Annotated in this window: 11 protein-coding genes; 1 reads left to right on the forward strand and 10 read right to left on the reverse strand. The window is 69.9% G+C overall.

Annotation, left to right across the window (positions count from 1 at the left end):
- Positions 1 to 164 precede the first annotated feature (164 nt).
- The 6 genes from prfB to FHX37_RS13375 form a co-directional block, all read right to left on the reverse strand.
- A complete protein-coding gene (gene prfB / locus FHX37_RS13350; protein WP_141924204.1) occupies positions 165 to 1268 on the reverse strand; it encodes a peptide chain release factor 2 in 1104 nt (367 codons plus the stop codon).
- Positions 1269 to 1380: 112 nt separating this feature from the next.
- The gene (locus tag FHX37_RS13355; RefSeq protein ID WP_141924205.1) at positions 1381 to 6309 is read right to left on the reverse strand and encodes an NAD-glutamate dehydrogenase; all 4929 of its coding nucleotides are present in this window, start codon (positions 6307 to 6309) and stop codon (positions 1381 to 1383) included.
- A 408-nt stretch (positions 6310 to 6717) separates the two neighbouring features.
- Positions 6718 to 7416: an HAD family hydrolase gene (locus FHX37_RS13360; protein ID WP_141925248.1), complete on the reverse strand. Its 699-nt coding sequence runs from the start codon at positions 7414 to 7416 to the stop codon at positions 6718 to 6720.
- 102 nt (positions 7417 to 7518) lie between these two features.
- Complete coding sequence (gene pruA, locus FHX37_RS13365) at positions 7519 to 9147, reverse strand: L-glutamate gamma-semialdehyde dehydrogenase (RefSeq protein WP_141924206.1); 1629 nt, start codon at positions 9145 to 9147, stop codon at positions 7519 to 7521.
- Positions 9148 to 9255: 108 nt separating this feature from the next.
- Entirely contained in the window at positions 9256 to 9723 is a 468-nt protein-coding gene (locus FHX37_RS13370; protein WP_141924207.1) for a DUF6912 family protein, read from the reverse strand.
- A gap of 169 nt (positions 9724 to 9892) precedes the next feature.
- Positions 9893 to 10558: an HAD family hydrolase gene (locus FHX37_RS13375; protein WP_141924208.1), complete on the reverse strand. Its 666-nt coding sequence runs from the start codon at positions 10556 to 10558 to the stop codon at positions 9893 to 9895.
- Between the two features lie 160 nt (positions 10559 to 10718).
- On the opposite strand from FHX37_RS13375, the gene FHX37_RS13380 reads away from it, so the two are divergent.
- A complete protein-coding gene (locus FHX37_RS13380; protein WP_141924209.1) occupies positions 10719 to 11912 on the forward strand; it encodes an acyl-CoA dehydrogenase family protein in 1194 nt (397 codons plus the stop codon).
- Positions 11913 to 11958: 46 nt separating this feature from the next.
- Here FHX37_RS13380 and FHX37_RS13385 read toward each other — a convergent pair whose 3' ends face one another.
- The 4 genes from FHX37_RS13385 to sigE all read right to left on the reverse strand — a co-directional run bounded on the left by FHX37_RS13385 (position 11959) and on the right by sigE (position 16131).
- Positions 11959 to 13056 (reverse strand): S1C family serine protease, encoded by a 1098-nt coding sequence (locus FHX37_RS13385; RefSeq protein WP_246062282.1) that lies wholly within the window; start codon positions 13054 to 13056, stop codon positions 11959 to 11961.
- A gap of 679 nt (positions 13057 to 13735) precedes the next feature.
- Positions 13736 to 14788: a sigma-E factor regulatory protein RseB domain-containing protein gene (locus FHX37_RS13390; protein WP_141924211.1), complete on the reverse strand. Its 1053-nt coding sequence runs from the start codon at positions 14786 to 14788 to the stop codon at positions 13736 to 13738.
- Complete coding sequence (locus FHX37_RS13395) at positions 14785 to 15450, reverse strand: anti-sigma factor family protein (RefSeq protein ID WP_141924212.1); 666 nt, start codon at positions 15448 to 15450, stop codon at positions 14785 to 14787. Before FHX37_RS13395 ends, FHX37_RS13390 begins: the two co-directional genes overlap by 4 nt.
- 3 nt (positions 15451 to 15453) lie before the next feature.
- Complete coding sequence (gene sigE / locus FHX37_RS13400; protein ID WP_141924213.1) at positions 15454 to 16131, reverse strand: RNA polymerase sigma factor SigE; 678 nt, start codon at positions 16129 to 16131, stop codon at positions 15454 to 15456.
- Positions 16132 to 16356: the final 225 nt, after the last annotated feature.

Consider the following 16356-nt stretch of genomic DNA (forward strand, 5'->3'; position numbering starts at 1 on the left):
CATGCATAACTCTGGGGGGAACGGGGTAGTCCGAGCGCGACCGCCGCCTATGACAGGTCAGCCCCGGCTGCTGATGTAGCAGCGCAACCGATTGTATCGGAAGAGATAACCGAAGATAACATTCACATATATAACCATGCATCTCGGGCGAACCGCCCGGCCCACTACTCCTGGCTGCGCAACCACCGGATCTCGGCGTCGATGAAACCGTCGATCTCGCCGTCGAGCACCGCCGCTGTGTTCCCGGTCTCCATGTGCGTGCGCACGTCCTTCACCGTCTGGTACGGGTGCAGGACGTAGTTACGCATCTGGCTCCCCCAGCTCGACGCGCTCTCCCCGCGCAGCTCGTCGATCTCGGCCTGTTCCTCCCGGCGCTTGCGCTCCAGCAGACGCGCCTGCAGCACCGACATGGCGGTCGCGCGGTTCTGGATCTGGCTCTTCTCGTTCTGGCAGGAGACGACGATGCCGGTCGGGACGTGGGTGATACGCACCGCCGAGTCGGTCGTGTTCACGCTCTGCCCACCCGGACCGGAGGACCGGTAGACATCGATCCGCAGCTCGTTCTCGTCGATGTCGATGTGGTCGCTCTGCTCCACCACCGGCACCACGTCGACGCCGGCGAAGGAGGTCTGGCGCCGCCCCTGGTTGTCGAACGGCGAGATCCGCACCAACCGGTGGACCCCGTGCTCGCCGCGCAGCGTCCCGTAGGCGAACTGCGCCTTGACCGCGAAGGTGGTGGACTTGATCCCGGCCTCCTCGGCGTAGGAGGTGTCGTACACCACCGTCGGGTAACCGTGCCGCTCGGCCCACCGCAGGTACATCCGCTGCAGCATCTGCGCCCAGTCGGCCGCGTCGATACCGCCCGCCTGCGCGTAGATGCTGACCAGTGCCTCGCGCTCGTCGTAGGGACCGCTGAGCAGGGTCCTGATCTCCAGGTCGCCGATGTCGGAACGCAGGCTCTTGAGCTCGCGTTCGGCCTCGGAGAGGGTTTCGCTGTCGCTCTCGGCCGCGGCGAGGTCGTAGAGCACACCGAGGTCGTCGATGCGCTGCCGGAGGTTCTCCACCTTGGAGACCATGGACTCCAGGTGCGCGAGCCTGCGGGTGACCTTCTGCGCGTTCTCCTGGTCGTTCCACAGCTCAGGGTCAGCAGACCGCTCGCGTAGCTCCGCTATCTCGGTGTGCTTGGCGTCCAGGTCCAGCACGGCCTCGACGCTCGCCAACGTGGACGAGAGTTCCTTGATTTTCTCTGCGGGTTCTTGGTCTGCCACGGCCCCAAGTCTAAGGGCGACGCGCTGTTCTCCACCGGGGCCGACCCCACCACGGCCAACGCGCCGCCCGTGCCGGCGGGTGGTGACACCGCACCCGCCGGCACGCTCGGGGTCACTGGTCGCGGGACGCCACCAGCGAACGCACCGAACGCAGCGCCACCGACAGTGTCGCCAGGTCGAACCGCTCCGTCTCCCAGATCTCCGAGAGGGTCTGGACGGCGCGGTCCACGGCGTCGCGGTTGCGTTCGAACCAGTGCGAGCGCAACCGGTCGGGTGCCTCCCCGGCGTCACCGGACAGCAGCACGTTGGCCGTCAGCTCGGCGTGGCAGGCGTAGAGGTCGTCCCGCAGGGCCGAACGCGCCATAGTGTTCCAGCGGTCGTCCCGCGGCAGGGCGATGATCCGTTCCCTCAGCTGGCTGATCTGCAGGTTCTCGGCGAGATCGAAGTAGACCTCAGCCACCTGGCGCAGCGGCCGGTCCGTCCGGTGGGCCACCTCCACCAGGTCGAACGTGGAGTACGCCGGAACCATCGCCGCCACCCGCGTCGCCAGTTCCGTGGGCACCCCCCGGGCCTCGAACCCGTCCCGCCGGCTGGTGAACGCCGCCAGGTCCCGGCCCTGCAGCAGTTCGGGAAGCTGCGGCGCGATCGAGGCCACACCCTCGGTGAAGAACGCGATCTCACCGGAGAGGTCGAACGGTGAGGTCCGGTTGCGCAGCAGCCAACGCGAGCAGCGCTCGGCGAGCTTGCGCGCCTCCAGCAGCATGGTGACCTGGGTGTCGACGCTGAGCTGGTGGTCCAGTTCCTCGACGTCCTGCCAGAAGGTGGGCAGCCCGAACACGTCCTGCACCACCAGGTAGGCGCGGGCGATGTCGGCCGAGTCGGCGCCCAGCTCCTCGTTGAGACGGAACACGAACGTCGATCCGGAACGGTTCACGATCTCGTTCACCACCTGGTTGGTGATGATCTGGCGCGCGAGCGGGTGGTTGGCCATCGCGCCGGAGAAGCGTTCCCGCAACGCGGCGGGGAAGTACTCGGTGAGCGTGTCCCGCAGGTAGGGGTCGGCCGGCAGGTCGGACTCGGCCACCGCGTCCTTGAGGGTCATCTTGGTGTAGGCGAGCAGCGTCGCGAACTCCGGACCGGTGAGGCCGTGTCCGCTGGAGCGGCGGGAGGCGATCGCCTTGTCGTCCGGCAGGAACTCCAGTTTGCGTTTCAGCTGCCCGGCGCGCTCGAGTTTGCGCATGTAGCGGGCGTGGACGTGCAGCATGCCGCCGGCCTGGTGGCGCGAGGCCGCCAACGCGACGTTCTGGGCGTAGTTGTTGTCCAGGGTGAGTTCCGCCACGTCCTCGGTCATCCCGAGGAAGAGGTCGTCGCGTTCCCGCTTGGTCAACCGGCCGGCGGCGACCTCGCGGTCGAGCAGGATCTTGATGTTCACCTCGTGGTCGGAGGTGTCCACACCAGCGGAGTTGTCGATGAAGTCGGCGTTGACCCTGCCGCCGGCGAGCGCGAACTCGATCCGCCCGAGCTGGGTCACGCCCAGGTTTCCGCCCTCACCCACCACTTTGCAGCGCAGGTCCGCGCCGTCCACCCGCAGGGGGTCGTTGCTCTTGTCGCCCACGTCGGCGTTGGTCTCGGTGGAGGCCTTGACGTAGGTACCGATCCCCCCGTTCCACAGCAGGTCCACCGGCGCGGTGAGGACGTACTGGATCAGCTCCAGCGGGGTGAGGGACGTGACCCCCTCGTCGATGCCCAGGGCACGGCGCACCTGGGGGGTGATGGTGATCGCCTTCTCCGAGCGGGAGTACACGCCGCCGCCCGCGGAGATCAGCCGCTCGTCGTAGTCGGCCCACGTGCTGCGGGGAAGGGAGAACAACCGCTGCCGTTCGGCGAACCCGCGTTCGGCGTCGGGGTCGGGGTCCAGGAAGACGTGCCGGTGGTCGAACGCGGCGACAAGCCGGATGTGCGGGGAGAGCAGCATGCCGTTGCCGAACACGTCGCCGGACATGTCGCCGATGCCGGCCACCGTGAACTCCTCGTTCTGGACGTCCACCCCCAGTTCGCGGAAGTGGTACTTCACCGACTCCCAGGCGCCCCGGGCGGTGATCCCCATCTCCTTGTGGTCGTAGCCCACCGAACCGCCGGAGGCGAACGCGTCGCCCAACCAGAATCCCCGCTCGACGGCGACCTCGTTGGCGATGTCGGAGAACGTCGCCGTTCCCTTGTCCGCCGCGACCACCAGGTAGGAGTCCTCCCCGTCGTAGCGGACCATCTCCTCGGGGTGCGTGACCTCCCCGTCCACGAGGTTGTCGGTGACGTCCAGCAGTCCGCTGACGAACTGCCGGTAGCACGCGACCGCCTCGGCCTGGACCTCCGCGCGCCCGCCCGACGGCAGGCGCTTGCACACGAAACCGCCCTTGGCCCCGCTGGGGACGATCACGGCGTTCTTCACCATCTGCGCCTTGACCAGACCCAGCACCTCGGTGCGGAAGTCCTCGGGGCGGTCGGACCAGCGCAGCCCGCCGCGGGCGACCGCGCCGAACCGCAGGTGCACCCCCTCCGTGCGGGGCGAGTAGACGTAGATCTCGTAACGCGGACGGGGCGCGGGCAGGTCCGGGATGCGCTGCGGGTCGAGCTTGTACACGAGGTAGGGCTTGGGGCCGCCGTCCTCGCGGGCGGGGTCGCTCTGGAAGTAGTTCGTGCGCAGGGTCGCCCGGACCGCCGCGAGGAAGGACCGCAGGATGCGGTCGTGGTCCAGGCTGGCGACCTGTTCCAGCTCCCCGTCGATCTCCTCCGCGATGGCCTCGGAACGCTCGGCGCGTCCCGCCTCGTACGCCGGGTCGAAGTAGGACTCGAACAGTCGCACCAGCAGGTTCGCGATGCGCATGTTCGCGACGAGCACGTCGGCGAAGTAGGCGGGGCTGAAGGTGCGGCCCGCCTGCCGCAGGTACTTGGCGTAGGCACGCAGGAGGGTGAGCTGGCGCCAGGTCAGTCCCGCGCGCACCACGAGCGCGTTGAACCCGTCGGACTCGCTGCGTTGGTGCCACAGGGCCGTGAAGGCGTCCTCGAACAGGACTTTCAGCTGTTCGGAGGGGATGTCGGCCGCTCCGCCCGAGGGAGCGAGTCCGAAGTCGTATATCCAGGCGTGCGCGGACTCGTCCCCGTCGTGCTCGGGGATGGTCAGCCCGTAGGGACGTTCGTAGCGCACCTCCATCCCCAGGTGCTCCAGCAGCGGGAGGACCTGCGACAGCGAGATCGGCTCCCCCCGGTGGTAGAGCTTGAACCGCCACCGGTCCGGGTGGTCGGAGTCGGAGTAGTACAGGTTGACGTCGACACCGCCCTCCTCGAGGGCGTCGATCCGGGCGACGTCCTCCGCCGCCGAGTCCGCCGGGGTGTCGACCTTGTAGCCCTCGGGAAGCACGTGCCGGTAGGAGGCCAGTTCGGTGGAGCGGTCGGCGCTGAACCGGCCCTCCAGCGCCTCGCGGAAGTCGTCGTCCCACGAGCGGGTGGCGGCCGTGATCTCGCTCTCCAGCGCGGCGCGGTCCACGTCGGGAAGCGCGTGTCCGGACCGCGCCCGGACCACCAGGTAGAGCTGGGCCAGCGGCGAGGAGCTCACCATCACGCTGTGGTCCATGCTGGCGCCGTGGAACGCCTCCTGCAGCACGTTCTGGATCTCCAGACGCACCTGGGTGGTGTAGCGGTCCCGCGGCATGTAGACCATGCACGACATGTAGCGGCCGTAGGGGTCGCGGCGCAGGAAGAGTTTGGTGCCGCGGCGTTCCCGCAGCCCCAGCACCCCCATGCCGATCTCGTACAGCTCCGGGACCGGGGTCTGGAACAGCTCCTCCCGGGGGAAGTCCTCCAGGGTCTCCACCAGGTCCTTGCCGTCGTAACTGTCCCGGTCCAACCCGGCCAGTTCGAGGACCTCGCTCTCCTTGCGGTGCAGGATCGGTATCTGGGTGATGCTGGTGGTGGCGGCCTCGTGGGTGAACAACCCGAGGAAGCGGCGCTCTCCCACCACGTTGCCGGCGTCGTCGAAGTCCTTGACGCCGATGTAGTCCAGGTACCGGGAACGGTGCACCGTGGAGCGGGAGTTCGCCTTGGTGAGGACCAGGATGTGGGGTTCCCGCGCCTTCTCGCGGGCCTGGGCCGGGAGGGACGCGAAGCTCTGGGAGGGGGCCGCGTCCATGCGCAGCAGCCCCAGCCCGGTCCCCAGACGCGGCTGCAGCGCCAACGGCGCGGGTTCCTGCCCGTGCCGGGGTTCGGCCGGGGTGTCGGCGGTCTCCTCGTTCACCAGGCTGTACTCCCGGAATCCCAGGAACCGGAAGTTGCCGTCGGCGGCCCAGCGGAGGAACTCGTCGCTCTCGGCGATCTCCTGGGCGTCCACACCGGCAGAGGCCAGCGCGTCGTAGTGCGCGGTGATCTCCCGGGCCAGTTCGAGCGCCCGGTAGCGCATCTTCTCCTTGTCCTCGTTGACCTGGCGCACGTCGGCCAGCACCCGGTTGATCCCGGACTCCAGCCGTTCCAGCAGCTGCGGGTCGGTCTGCCGGTCGATCTCGATGTGCATCCAGGACTCGGCGAGCGGCGGCACGCCCGTGCCGGCGTCACCGTTCTCGATGTCCAGCAGGTTTCCGGAGAGGTCGCGTGCGACGCGGAGCTGGGGGTGGATCACGAGGTGGGTCTCGACGTCCTGGGAGCGCAGCTCCATGGTGACCGAGTCCACCAGGAAGGGGGCGTCGTCGGTGACGATCTCCACCACGGACCGGCCCACGCCCCACCCCTCGTTCTCGGGTGTGGGGGTGTACACCCGCACGTTGGCGCGCCCCTGGGGGCGGTACTCGCCGAGCTCCCGGTGTGCCAGGGCCGCACCGCAGATCTGGTCCGGAGTACGCTCCTTGAGCTCGTCGAGGGAGACGCGGTGGTAGTACAGCGCGAGGAACCGCTTGACGCGTTCCTGGTCCTCGGACGGTTCTCCGGAGAACGGACTCCACTGCGTCACAGCGTCGCGCAGCAGATGGTCTCGCACGGCGTCGGGTTGCCCGGACATGGTTGGTTCTCACTCCCTTGTGAGTCAGCGTTTCTGCCAGGAGCTCCGGCGCTCGCGCGCGGTGTTGCGGAACCGCGCGAGGCGCGGGTGCTGGGTGTGGCTGTTGGTTCGGGATCGGCTGGTTGGTGCGGTTCCTGGGACACGGCCGAGTGTGGCTGGAACCTGTGCGCACAGGTCGTGGGTGTTACTGACCGGACGCCGTTGTCCGGCCCCTGCCCAACCCCAGGCTACTTCGTTTGTCCGCTGAGGGCAGCGCCTGTGGGGCCGTTTCCCGGAGTGACAAAGCCGCCTATGGGGCCTCCTCGTGGGGAGGAAAGAGCAATGACCTGCAATAAGTAGATTTAGCTTTTTATCCGTAAGATGCCGGTCACATTACGATTGTCGTTTTGGTGGCCGCCGCGTCAACGACTATCCCGGCCCGTTTCCGGTGTCCCGGACGGCGCGGAGCAGCGATGCCGTGTCGCCGAGGTCGTCGAGGACGTGGTGCGCCCCCGCCTCACGCAGTTGCCGCCCCGTGGAGGATCCGCTCGCCACCGCCACCGGCCTGGCCCGTCCGATCACCGCGGCCTCGACATCGCGCACCGAATCCGTGACGTAGACCGTCTCCCGCTCGGGGAAGGACGCCTGGTGCGCTTCGGCCGCCCGCATCCGGGTGAACTGGATCAGACTCGCCTTGGGGTAGTTCTCCGAGCCGAACCCGCCGATACTCACGTCAAGGTAGCTGTCCAGACCGAACGCGGCCAGTTTGGCGACCGCGTTCGCCATGGCCGTACCGGTGACCGCCGTCTGGACCGTGTCCTCCAGCTCCGCGACGGCCGCCAGGGCCTCCCTCGCCCCCGGCAGGCAGCGCCCCTGGTCGGCGAGCTGGTCCCGCCGCCGGGCGAACGCGTCTCCCAGCGCCTCGACGAACTCCGGAAGCGTCTCCTCCTCCGTCCCGGCCGGCACGTCATTGCGCGCCAGGAACTCGAAGAAGAGCTCCGAGTCCGTACGGCCCGCCATCGGCGCCAGGTAGACGAGCGGTTCGCCGGTCACCCCCTCGAAGGCCTCAGCGTAGGCCGCGCGGGTCACCCGGGCGACGTCCACGAGCGTGAAGTCGATATTCCACAACACCAGCCGACTGATGACAGGCTCCTTGGATAACGGGGCTCCGGTGATTCCCCATTATCCTCCCGCAGGCGCGCATCGTCAGAAAACCGGCATAACCGGGGTTCATCCCATGTGCGGATAGCGCCAGTCGGTCGGCGGGACGAACGCCTCCTTCACGTTGCGCGGGCTCGCCCACCGCATGAGGTTGAATATGGAGCCGGCCTTGTCGTTGGTCCCGCTCGCGCGCGCTCCGCCGAACGGTTGCTGCCCCACGACGGAACCCGTCGGTTTGTCGTTGATGTAGAAGTTCCCGGCGGAGAACCGCAGCGCGGTGTCGGCGGCCGCGATCGCCGCCCGGTTGCGGGCGATGACCGCGCCGGTCAACGCGTAGGGCGCCACGTCCGCCATCTGGGTCAGGACCTGCTCGTAGCGGTTGTCGTCGTAGACGTGCACCGCGAGGATCGGGCCGAAGTACTCGGTGGTGAACACCTCGTCCGTGGGGTCGTCGCACTCCAGAACGGTCGGTTGGACGAAGTAGCCCACCTCGTCGTCGGCGGTGCCGCCGGTCAGGACCGTGATGGTGTCGGTGGACTTCGCCCGGTCGAGCGCGGCCGCGTTCTTGGCGAACGCTCGTTCGTCGATGACCGCCCCCATGAAGGTGGAGACGTCGGCGGTCACGTCCCCCATCGTCAGCGACTCCGTCTCGGCGAGGAAGTCGTCCCGCATGCGGGCCCAGAGGCTGCGGGGGACGTAGGCGCGCGAGGCCGCCGAGCACTTCTGCCCCTGGTACTCGAACGCACCACGGATCAGTGCCGTACGCAGCACGTCCGGATCAGCGGAGGAGTGTGCGACCACGAAGTCCTTGCCGCCGGTCTCCCCGACGATGCGCGGATAGGAGTGGTAGTTCGCGATGTTCTCCCCCGCGGTGCGCCACAGGTGCTGGAACGTCCGGGTGGAACCGGTGAAGTGGATCCCGGCCAGGTCCGGCTGGGCCAGGGCCGCGCTGGACACGGCCGCGCCGTCCCCGGTCACCATGTTGATCACACCGGGCGGCAGACCCGCCTGTTCCAGCACGCGCATCAGCACCCACGCGGCCAGGGTCTGCGTCGGTGCGGGCTTCCACACGACGACGTTGCCCATCAGGGCGGGAGCGGTGGGCAGGTTGCCGGCGATCGCGGTGAAGTTGAACGGGGTCACGGCCAGGACGAAACCCTCGAGCGGCCGGAGCTCCTGACGGTTCCACACGCCGCGGGTGGAGATCGGTTGCTCCTGGTACAGGCGGCGCGCGTAGGAGACGTTGAACCGCAGGAAATCGATCAGTTCACAGGCGGCGTCGATCTCCGCCTGCTGGATCGACTTGCTCTGCCCGAGCATGGTGGCCGCGTTGATCCGGGCGCGCCACGGCCCCGCCAACAGGTCGGCCGCGCGCAGGAAGACCGCGGCCCGTTCGTCGATGGACATCGCCCGCCACGCGGGGGCCGCGGCGCGGGCGGCCTCGATGGCCTCGCGCGCGTCCAGGTCGGTCGCGTTGGCCATCCTGCCCAGGACGCGGGCGTGATTGTGCGGCTGGACCACCGGGATCCGCTCCCCCACCCCGAGGTGCTGCTCACCGCCGATCGTCTGGGTGAGTTCGCGCTCCTCGCCGGCGAGGGTGTCGATCTCCTCCTCCAGGGCGACCCGTTCGGGGGTCGCCGGCGCGTAGGTCAGGTTGGGCTCGTTGACGGGTGCGGGAACATTCGTCACGGAATCCATGGGACTCACGCCTCCCGATTGGGTGTCGCCGCAGACATACCCGCATGTCACGGGCCGGTAATCCTCCGCCGGACCACCCGTGGACCGAGAGCGGGAGCCCGGCGCGCCTCACCCCTGACCGTCGGACCCCACCAGGAACCGCACCTCCTGGGTGGCGTACCACAGCAGCTCGTGTTCCTCGGCGGTTCCGGCCTCGGGATCGGCCACGGCCGCGGCGATGTCCCCGGCGGCCTCCTCCTCGTCGACGTGCGCGGAGGCCACGCGTTTCACCGGCACGGTCCCCGTGACCGTGACCGCGGCCGGGTCCTCCTGCTCCCCGGCGTCCTCCTCGACCACGTGGCCCGGGATCTCGGCCGCTATGACGACCCGCCGGCGGGGCGCCCCGGGGTCCGCGGCGAGCATCCGCAGCGACTCGTCGGCGGCCGCCTGCAACGCGGCGTACTCGAGTTCCTCGTCGTCCTCGCCGTCCTCACGCAGCGCCCGGGTGACGGCGAAGGCGCGCACGGGACCGCGCGCTCCCCCGTCGGCGAAGAACGTGGCAAGGGCGGACAGTGTGCTGGGCAGGTAGACGCGCATGGGTCGGGCATTCCTTCAACGTGCGGTGCTCTCCGGTCCGGGCCCCGTCTGACGGGCGCTGTTCGTCACGAGCGGCGCGGCGCCGGAGCGACACGCACGCGTCCACCAGACAGGTCCCCGGAGGAGAGTCTGGCAAAGACGCGGACTCCGCGCGCCCAGCGCGCCCCGGTCACACGGCGCCCTCCGGCGCGATCCCGCACAGGCGCTGCACCTCGGCCCGGGTCCGTCTGGGGTCCCGGTGCAGTATCCCGGTCATGCCCAGGTCCCGGGCGGCCTGGACGTTGTGTTCGATGTCATCGATGAACACGCACTCCGCCGCGTCCAGTCCGGTGATGTCGAGGACGCGGTGGAAGATGCCGGGCTCCGGTTTGCGCATCCCGACCTCTCCGGAGATCACGACGGCGTCGAACGTCTCACGGAACCGCTCCCGCGGGTAGCCGTTGCCCCAGGAGTTGGAGAGCAGTCCCGTGACGATGCCGTGGCCGCGGGCCTGGCGCAGCGTCGCGTACATCTCCTCGATCGGCAGGAAGCCCGAGAACATGCGCTGGATCAACCCGTCGGCGGGCACCGGACCTCCGTCGACCAGCCGCAGCTGGGCGGCGAGCTCGCGTTCGAACTCGGCCGGGGTCAGCTCACCGCGCTCCAGCGCGTGGATGGGGTTGTCCGGCAGGTTGCCGTCGTTGGCGTAGGCGCCGTCGACCCACGAGCGCATGACCGCGCGGTAGCGCTCGTAGTCGATCCGGTCGGCGGCGATCCAGGCGTTGATGGTCTCGCGCAGCGGCGCGGTGAGCACACCGCCCCAGTCGGTGATGATGCCGCGGTGGGTAGTAGGCATCCGCGCCTCCTTCCGTCGGGGTTCTCTCCTCCCGGGCCGCCAGGGCACCCGGGAACGCCATCTTTCCCCGACGCGCGGCCGCACAACCGTACGCACCGTGATTCGGGAAAACGTGCGACATCAAGGTACCGACTGGTCGGTCGGATGGCATACTCGGGGTATGGACTTCGAACTCAGCGCGAAAGCCCGCGAGTACCTCTCCGACCTCAACGAGTTCATGGACTCCCACGTGTACCCGGCCGAGCCCGTCTACGACCGCTGGCGGGCCGAGGCCGGACCGGACAACCACGACCTTCCCCCCGTCGTCGAGGACCTCAAGGCCGAAGCCCGCCGCCGCGGCCTGTGGAACCTGTTCCTGCCCGACGTCAGCGGCCTGAGTGTCAGCGACTACGCCCCGCTCGCCGAGGTGACCGGCCGTTCGCCCGGCCTCGCTCCCCAGGCGCTGAACTGCTCCGCTCCCGACACCGGGAACATGGAGGTGCTGCACATGTTCGGCACCCAGCGACAACGCGAGCGGTGGCTGGATCCGCTGCTCGACGGGCGTATCCGCTCCGCCTTCGCCATGACCGAACCCGACGTCGCCTCCTCGGACGCGAGCAACATCTCCACCTCCATCACTCGCGACGGGGACAGTTACGTGGTCAACGGGCGCAAATGGTGGATCAGCGGAGCCGCCGACCCGCGCTGCGAGGTCTTCATCGTGATGGGCAAGAGTGACCCCGAGGGCCCCGCCCACCGGCAGCAGTCCATGATCCTGGTGCCGCGCGACACTCCCGGACTGGAGATCGTCCGCTCCCTGCCCGTCTTCGGGTACCAGGACCAGGAGGGCCACTGCGAACTCCGGTTCACCGACGTCCGCGTGCCCGCCGAGAACCTGATCTCCGGCGAGGGCGAGGGTTTCGCCATCGCCCAGGCCCGGCTCGGCCCCGGCCGGATCCACCACTGCATGCGCGCGCTGGGTATGGCCGAACGCGCCCTGGACCTGCTGGTGGAACGCGCCAACAACCGGGTCGCGTTCGGCACCCCGCTGGCACAGCAGGGCATGGTCCAGCAGCAGATCGCCGAGTCGCGGCTGGCCATCGAGCAGGCGCGCCTGCTCGTGCTGAAGACGGCCTGGCTCATCGACAACCGGGGAACCAAGGAGGCGCGCACCGAGATATCGGCGATCAAGGTGGCCGTTCCACGGGTCGCCGCGGACGTCCTCGACCGCGCCATCCAGGTCCACGGCGGCGGCGGGGTGAGTGACGACTTCCCGCTGGCGCGGATGTACGCGCAGGCGCGCGCCATGCGCATCTTCGACGGCCCCGACGAGGTCCACCTGCGTTCCGTGGCGCGCCAGGAGACCAGACGCTGATCCGTGGCGTTCGGGGGCGCCCGCTGCGCCCCCGAACCCGGGCGGTCTACTCGGTCGAGGAACCGAGCGTGAGGGTCGCCGTCTCCTCCTCCCCGTCGCGCTCGTAGGTCAGTGTGACCTCGTCACCGGGGTCCTTGCTCTGGACGAGAGTGATCAGCTGGTTGGAGTCGGCGATCTTCTCGTCCTGGAACCTGGTGATCACATCCCCCGGTTCCAGGCCGGCCTCGTCCGCCGGCCCCCCGGGTTTCACGGCATCGCCCTCAGCGGTGTCGTCGGAGGCGATCAGCGCGCCCTCCTCCTGGTGGCGCGGGTCCAGCATCACGCCGATCACGGCACGGGTTACCTCCCCGTCCTCCAGAAGCTGGTTCACCACATCCTCAGCTTCCGCCGACGGGATGGCGAACCCCAGGCCGATACTTCCGCCCTGCTTGTTCTGCATCCCTCCGCCCATGGTGGCGATGGCCGAGTTGACCCCGATGACACGCCCCTGCGCGTCGATGAGGGGGCCGCCGGAGTTGCCGGGGTTGATGGCGGCGTCCGTCTGCAGCGCGGTGATGTGAGTCCTGTTGTCCCGCTCGCCCACCGTCACCGGCCGGTCCACCGCGCTGATGATTCCCGTGGTCACCGTGCCCGCCAGTCCGAGGGGGGCGCCGATGGCCACGACCTGGTCGCCGACGGCGGCGTCGTCGGAGTTGCCGAACTCCAGCGGCTGCACGTCGACCGGGTCCGTCAGCTTGAGCACGGCGAGGTCGGAGCTCGGCGCCGTCCCGACCACCTTGACGCCGGAGGAGTCGCCGTTGCTGTACACCGCCTCCATGTTCCTGTCCTTCAGCGCGGAGGCGACGTGGTCGTTCGTCACCACGTGGTTGTCGTGGATGACGAACCCGGAACCGTTACCGCCCTCCCCGTCGCTGGCGCTCGAGGGCTGCAGCGCGACGACGCTGGGGCTTACCCGCTGGGCCACACCGGCGATGGTGTCCGGGTCGCGCTCCGGCTCCCCGCTGGGAAGCTGGCTGTTGAGCGTCGGGGACTGTTCCTCCCCGTCCGTCTCCTCCAGCCGCAGGAACCCGCCGGCCGCACCTCCCACCGTGGCCGAGACCAGGGCGATGACCAGCGACGAGACAGCCAGGACCCACAGCGGCACGCTGCGGCGTCGTTTCGGCGGCCGGCCGGAACCGTCCGGCCACTGCCCGCCGGGAGGGCCGGGCGGACCGCTGGGAGGCCCACCGGGCGGACCGCCGGGAGGGACCCCCATCCCCGCTCCGGTGGGTGGCTGCCCCGCGCCGGGAGCGGCACCGGGCGGAACCGCCCAGTGACCGGTCGCTGACGCACCCGGGCCGGGTGGCGGGCCGCCGGGGGGACCGCCACCCGGCATGGCGGCGGCGCTGCCCGGCTGGGGCGGCCCGTGTCCGCCGGGTGGCGGCGGACCGGGGGCTGCGCCCTGCGGCCCACGCTCGAGGTTCGCCGTGGTTGTCGGAGGCGGAGCCTCGGAGGGGGGCACCGGACCTGAGGGGGTGGGTGGAGGGGAACCCGCGCCCGGCTGCGACGGTGCGGGAGCGGAACCCTCCGGATCCGCACCGGCCGCCTCGGCCGGATGCGCTCCGGACTGCTGCCCCTCCTGCCGGTGCGAGGATCCGGTCTCGTCGGTCATATATGACTCTCCGTCTTGTCGCTACCGCCCCCGAGTCTGGAGCAGCGGACATAAACCGTTCGTTAACAGGACAGGTGTGAGCCGCACTCACCGGCGTACGTCATGTCACTAGATTTCGGGACTGTCGGGCGATTCTAGGTCAACCACGGACATCCGATACCGGACGGGTTCCCTACCCGACGAGCCACGACCCCATCCGGAGGAAGCCGCGTTCCACCCGCGGCCAGACCCCCTCCGCCGGGCCGGGCAACCGTTCCTCAGCCGTCTCGACGGCCGCGGGCGGGGCGTTGGCCAGGATCGTGTACACGTACCCTCCCGACTCCCACACGCGGCGCTGCTGCCCGGTGTCACTGACATAGACCGTGCCGCCGTCGACTACGACCGGCTGCCACCCGCCACTGGTTCCCACCGATTCCGCGCTCAACCGGCCCCGCTGCACGAAGACCGACACCGCCGACACCCCGTCGGAGTACACCAGGTGCACCACGCGCCGCCCGGACTCCCGGGTGGACCGGGCGTTGAGGAGCCGCAGGTCCCAGGAGAGACGTTCGGGAAGGTGCCAGCCGGCGTCCCGCAACCGGGACCGTTCCCGCTCGGAGACCACGTCGTCCCACGGTTCGGCGCGCGCGTCCGCCCGCGCACCGGAGCTCCCCGCGGCACCGATCTCGACCGTGGCGAACACGGTCGCGTGCACGACACCTCCCGCGCGGTCCCGGGTCTCCTTGCGCATCGGCAGCCCGGTGGCGTCGTCCACCCAGAACCGTCCGGCCAGCGTCCCGTCCTCCCGGACGGCTTTCACCACGGTGACGGGGCGCCCGCAGACGACCCCGCTGCCGCCGCGGACGATCCGGAAGTTGGACTCCAGGATCTCCAGCGCCCGTGTGTCCAGCCTCAGCAGGGCGGGAGAGGAACGCAGCAGCAGGCGCCGGGAACCGGCCGCGGCGGAGACGCGCGTCCCCTCCCCCGGACGGTGGACGACCTCGATGCGCTCGGTGGTGACACCGTTCGATCCCACCCGTGTCGCCACCGACCGCACCCCGGTGTAGGAAACGTTCTGGGCCGCCTTGGCCGCGCGGCGCAGGATCCCCGTACCGTCATCGTCACCCCTGGCGGGTACGTCCGCCGCGTCCGGAGCACTCGCTGCGGACAGCGCGACCAGGGCCAGCAGGGCTGACAGGCACACGGAGAGCAGGAAACGCCAACGGTGCGCGTTCCCTCCCCTCACCGGGACGTGGAGGCCGTACCGGAGGCACGCTCCCCGACCGGTTGCCGCGGGGCGGCCTCAGTGCTCGCGTAGGGCAGCGGGTCCGGCACGGTGGCCTGCTGGGCGGTGACCGCGTGCTCGGCGGCGTAGTCCGCGAGCGCCGGCCGGACCACGGGAGCCTGTTGCTGCTCACCTCCGGCGATGAAGGCGCTTCCCAGCACCGCAGCGAGGGCGGATACTCCCGCGGCGGCGTAACGGGTTCCGCGCCAGCGGGTACGCAACACCGACAGGGGGCGGTTGTGCCGACGGCGCGCAGCCGCGGCTCCGGTCGGGGACGGGTCCTTCTCGGCCACCGCCGTGGCCGGCGACACGTCACCGGCCTCCGGCCCTCCGGGCCGTTCCCCCGGAACCGTCGGGGGGCGGGACGTCCGCCCCGGCGGATCGTCGTCGGGAGGGTCGCACTCCCCGCTCGGGGGGCCGCCCATCGCCGTCAGCCTTCCCAGGAAGTCCGTGGACGGTTCGGGAGCGTCCACCACGTGCAGCCGGCGTTTCAGCCGCCGCAGCTCGTCCGCCTCGAACCGGCACTTCTCGCACGAGGCCAGGTGCCCCAGTGCCCGGTCCCGCTCGGCGTGGCCCATCTCGTCGTCGACCAGGGCGGAGAGCCGTTCCCCCAAATGGTCCATCGTTCACTCCACCTCCCGGGTCCCTAGCTGTGCCGCCGCGCTGGCGTCCCCGAACGCGTCCTCCGGTTCCGGACCGGCCGCGGAGTCCCGCTGGGCGGCCAGGCGGCGCCGGTGCTCCAGCGCCCCCCGCAGCTGCGCCCGCCCGCGGTGGATCCGGCTGCGCACCGTTCCCAGCTTCACTCCGAGCGTGGCGGCGATCTCCTCGTAGGAGAGCCCCTCGATGTCACACAGCACCACGGGAGCGCGGAACTCGGCGGGTAGCGCGTCCAGCGCCCCCTGGATGTCGGCGTCGAAGTGCCGGTCGTCGTACGACTGGGCCGGTGAGGGTTCCCGGCCCCGCAACCGCTCCTCCGGATTGTCGCCGAATCCCTCGAACCGGATCCGGGCCCTGCGGCGCGCCATGTCCAGGAAGAGGTTCGTGGTGATCCGGTGCAGCCACCCCTCGAACGTTCCGGGGGTGTAGTTGGCCAGCGAACGGAACACGCGGATGAAGACCTCCTGTGTGAGGTCCTCGGCGTCGTGCCGGTTGCCGGTGAGGCGGTATGCCAGCCGGTACACGCGGGAGGAGTGCTCCCGGACGACCTCGTCCCAGCTTGGTGGCTGCCAGTCCTCGAAATCCACGGCAGAGACAGCGTCTGCCACCGATGCTCCCTTCGGTTCCGTACCACGCGCGGCCCCCAGCCGTGCCCGACAGGGGAGGCGGACACGGGCGCCGCGCGCGGACCCTTCTTCCGTTGCAACGCGACGCAGGGGGGATTAAGTTCCCGGAACCGTCCGCCTATCCTGCACGCAGGCTACTCTTTGCTCTGGGGTATAACCCGGAAGTGACAAGAAGGCTACGCCGTGTGACCGGCACTCCGGCCCGCCGCCGGAGGGTCGGAAACGGACAGCCCCCTCCGGACCCCG

Origin of the sequence: Haloactinospora alba (assembly GCF_006717075.1) — a bacterium.
GTDB lineage: Bacteria > Actinomycetota > Actinomycetes > Streptosporangiales > Streptosporangiaceae > Haloactinospora > Haloactinospora alba.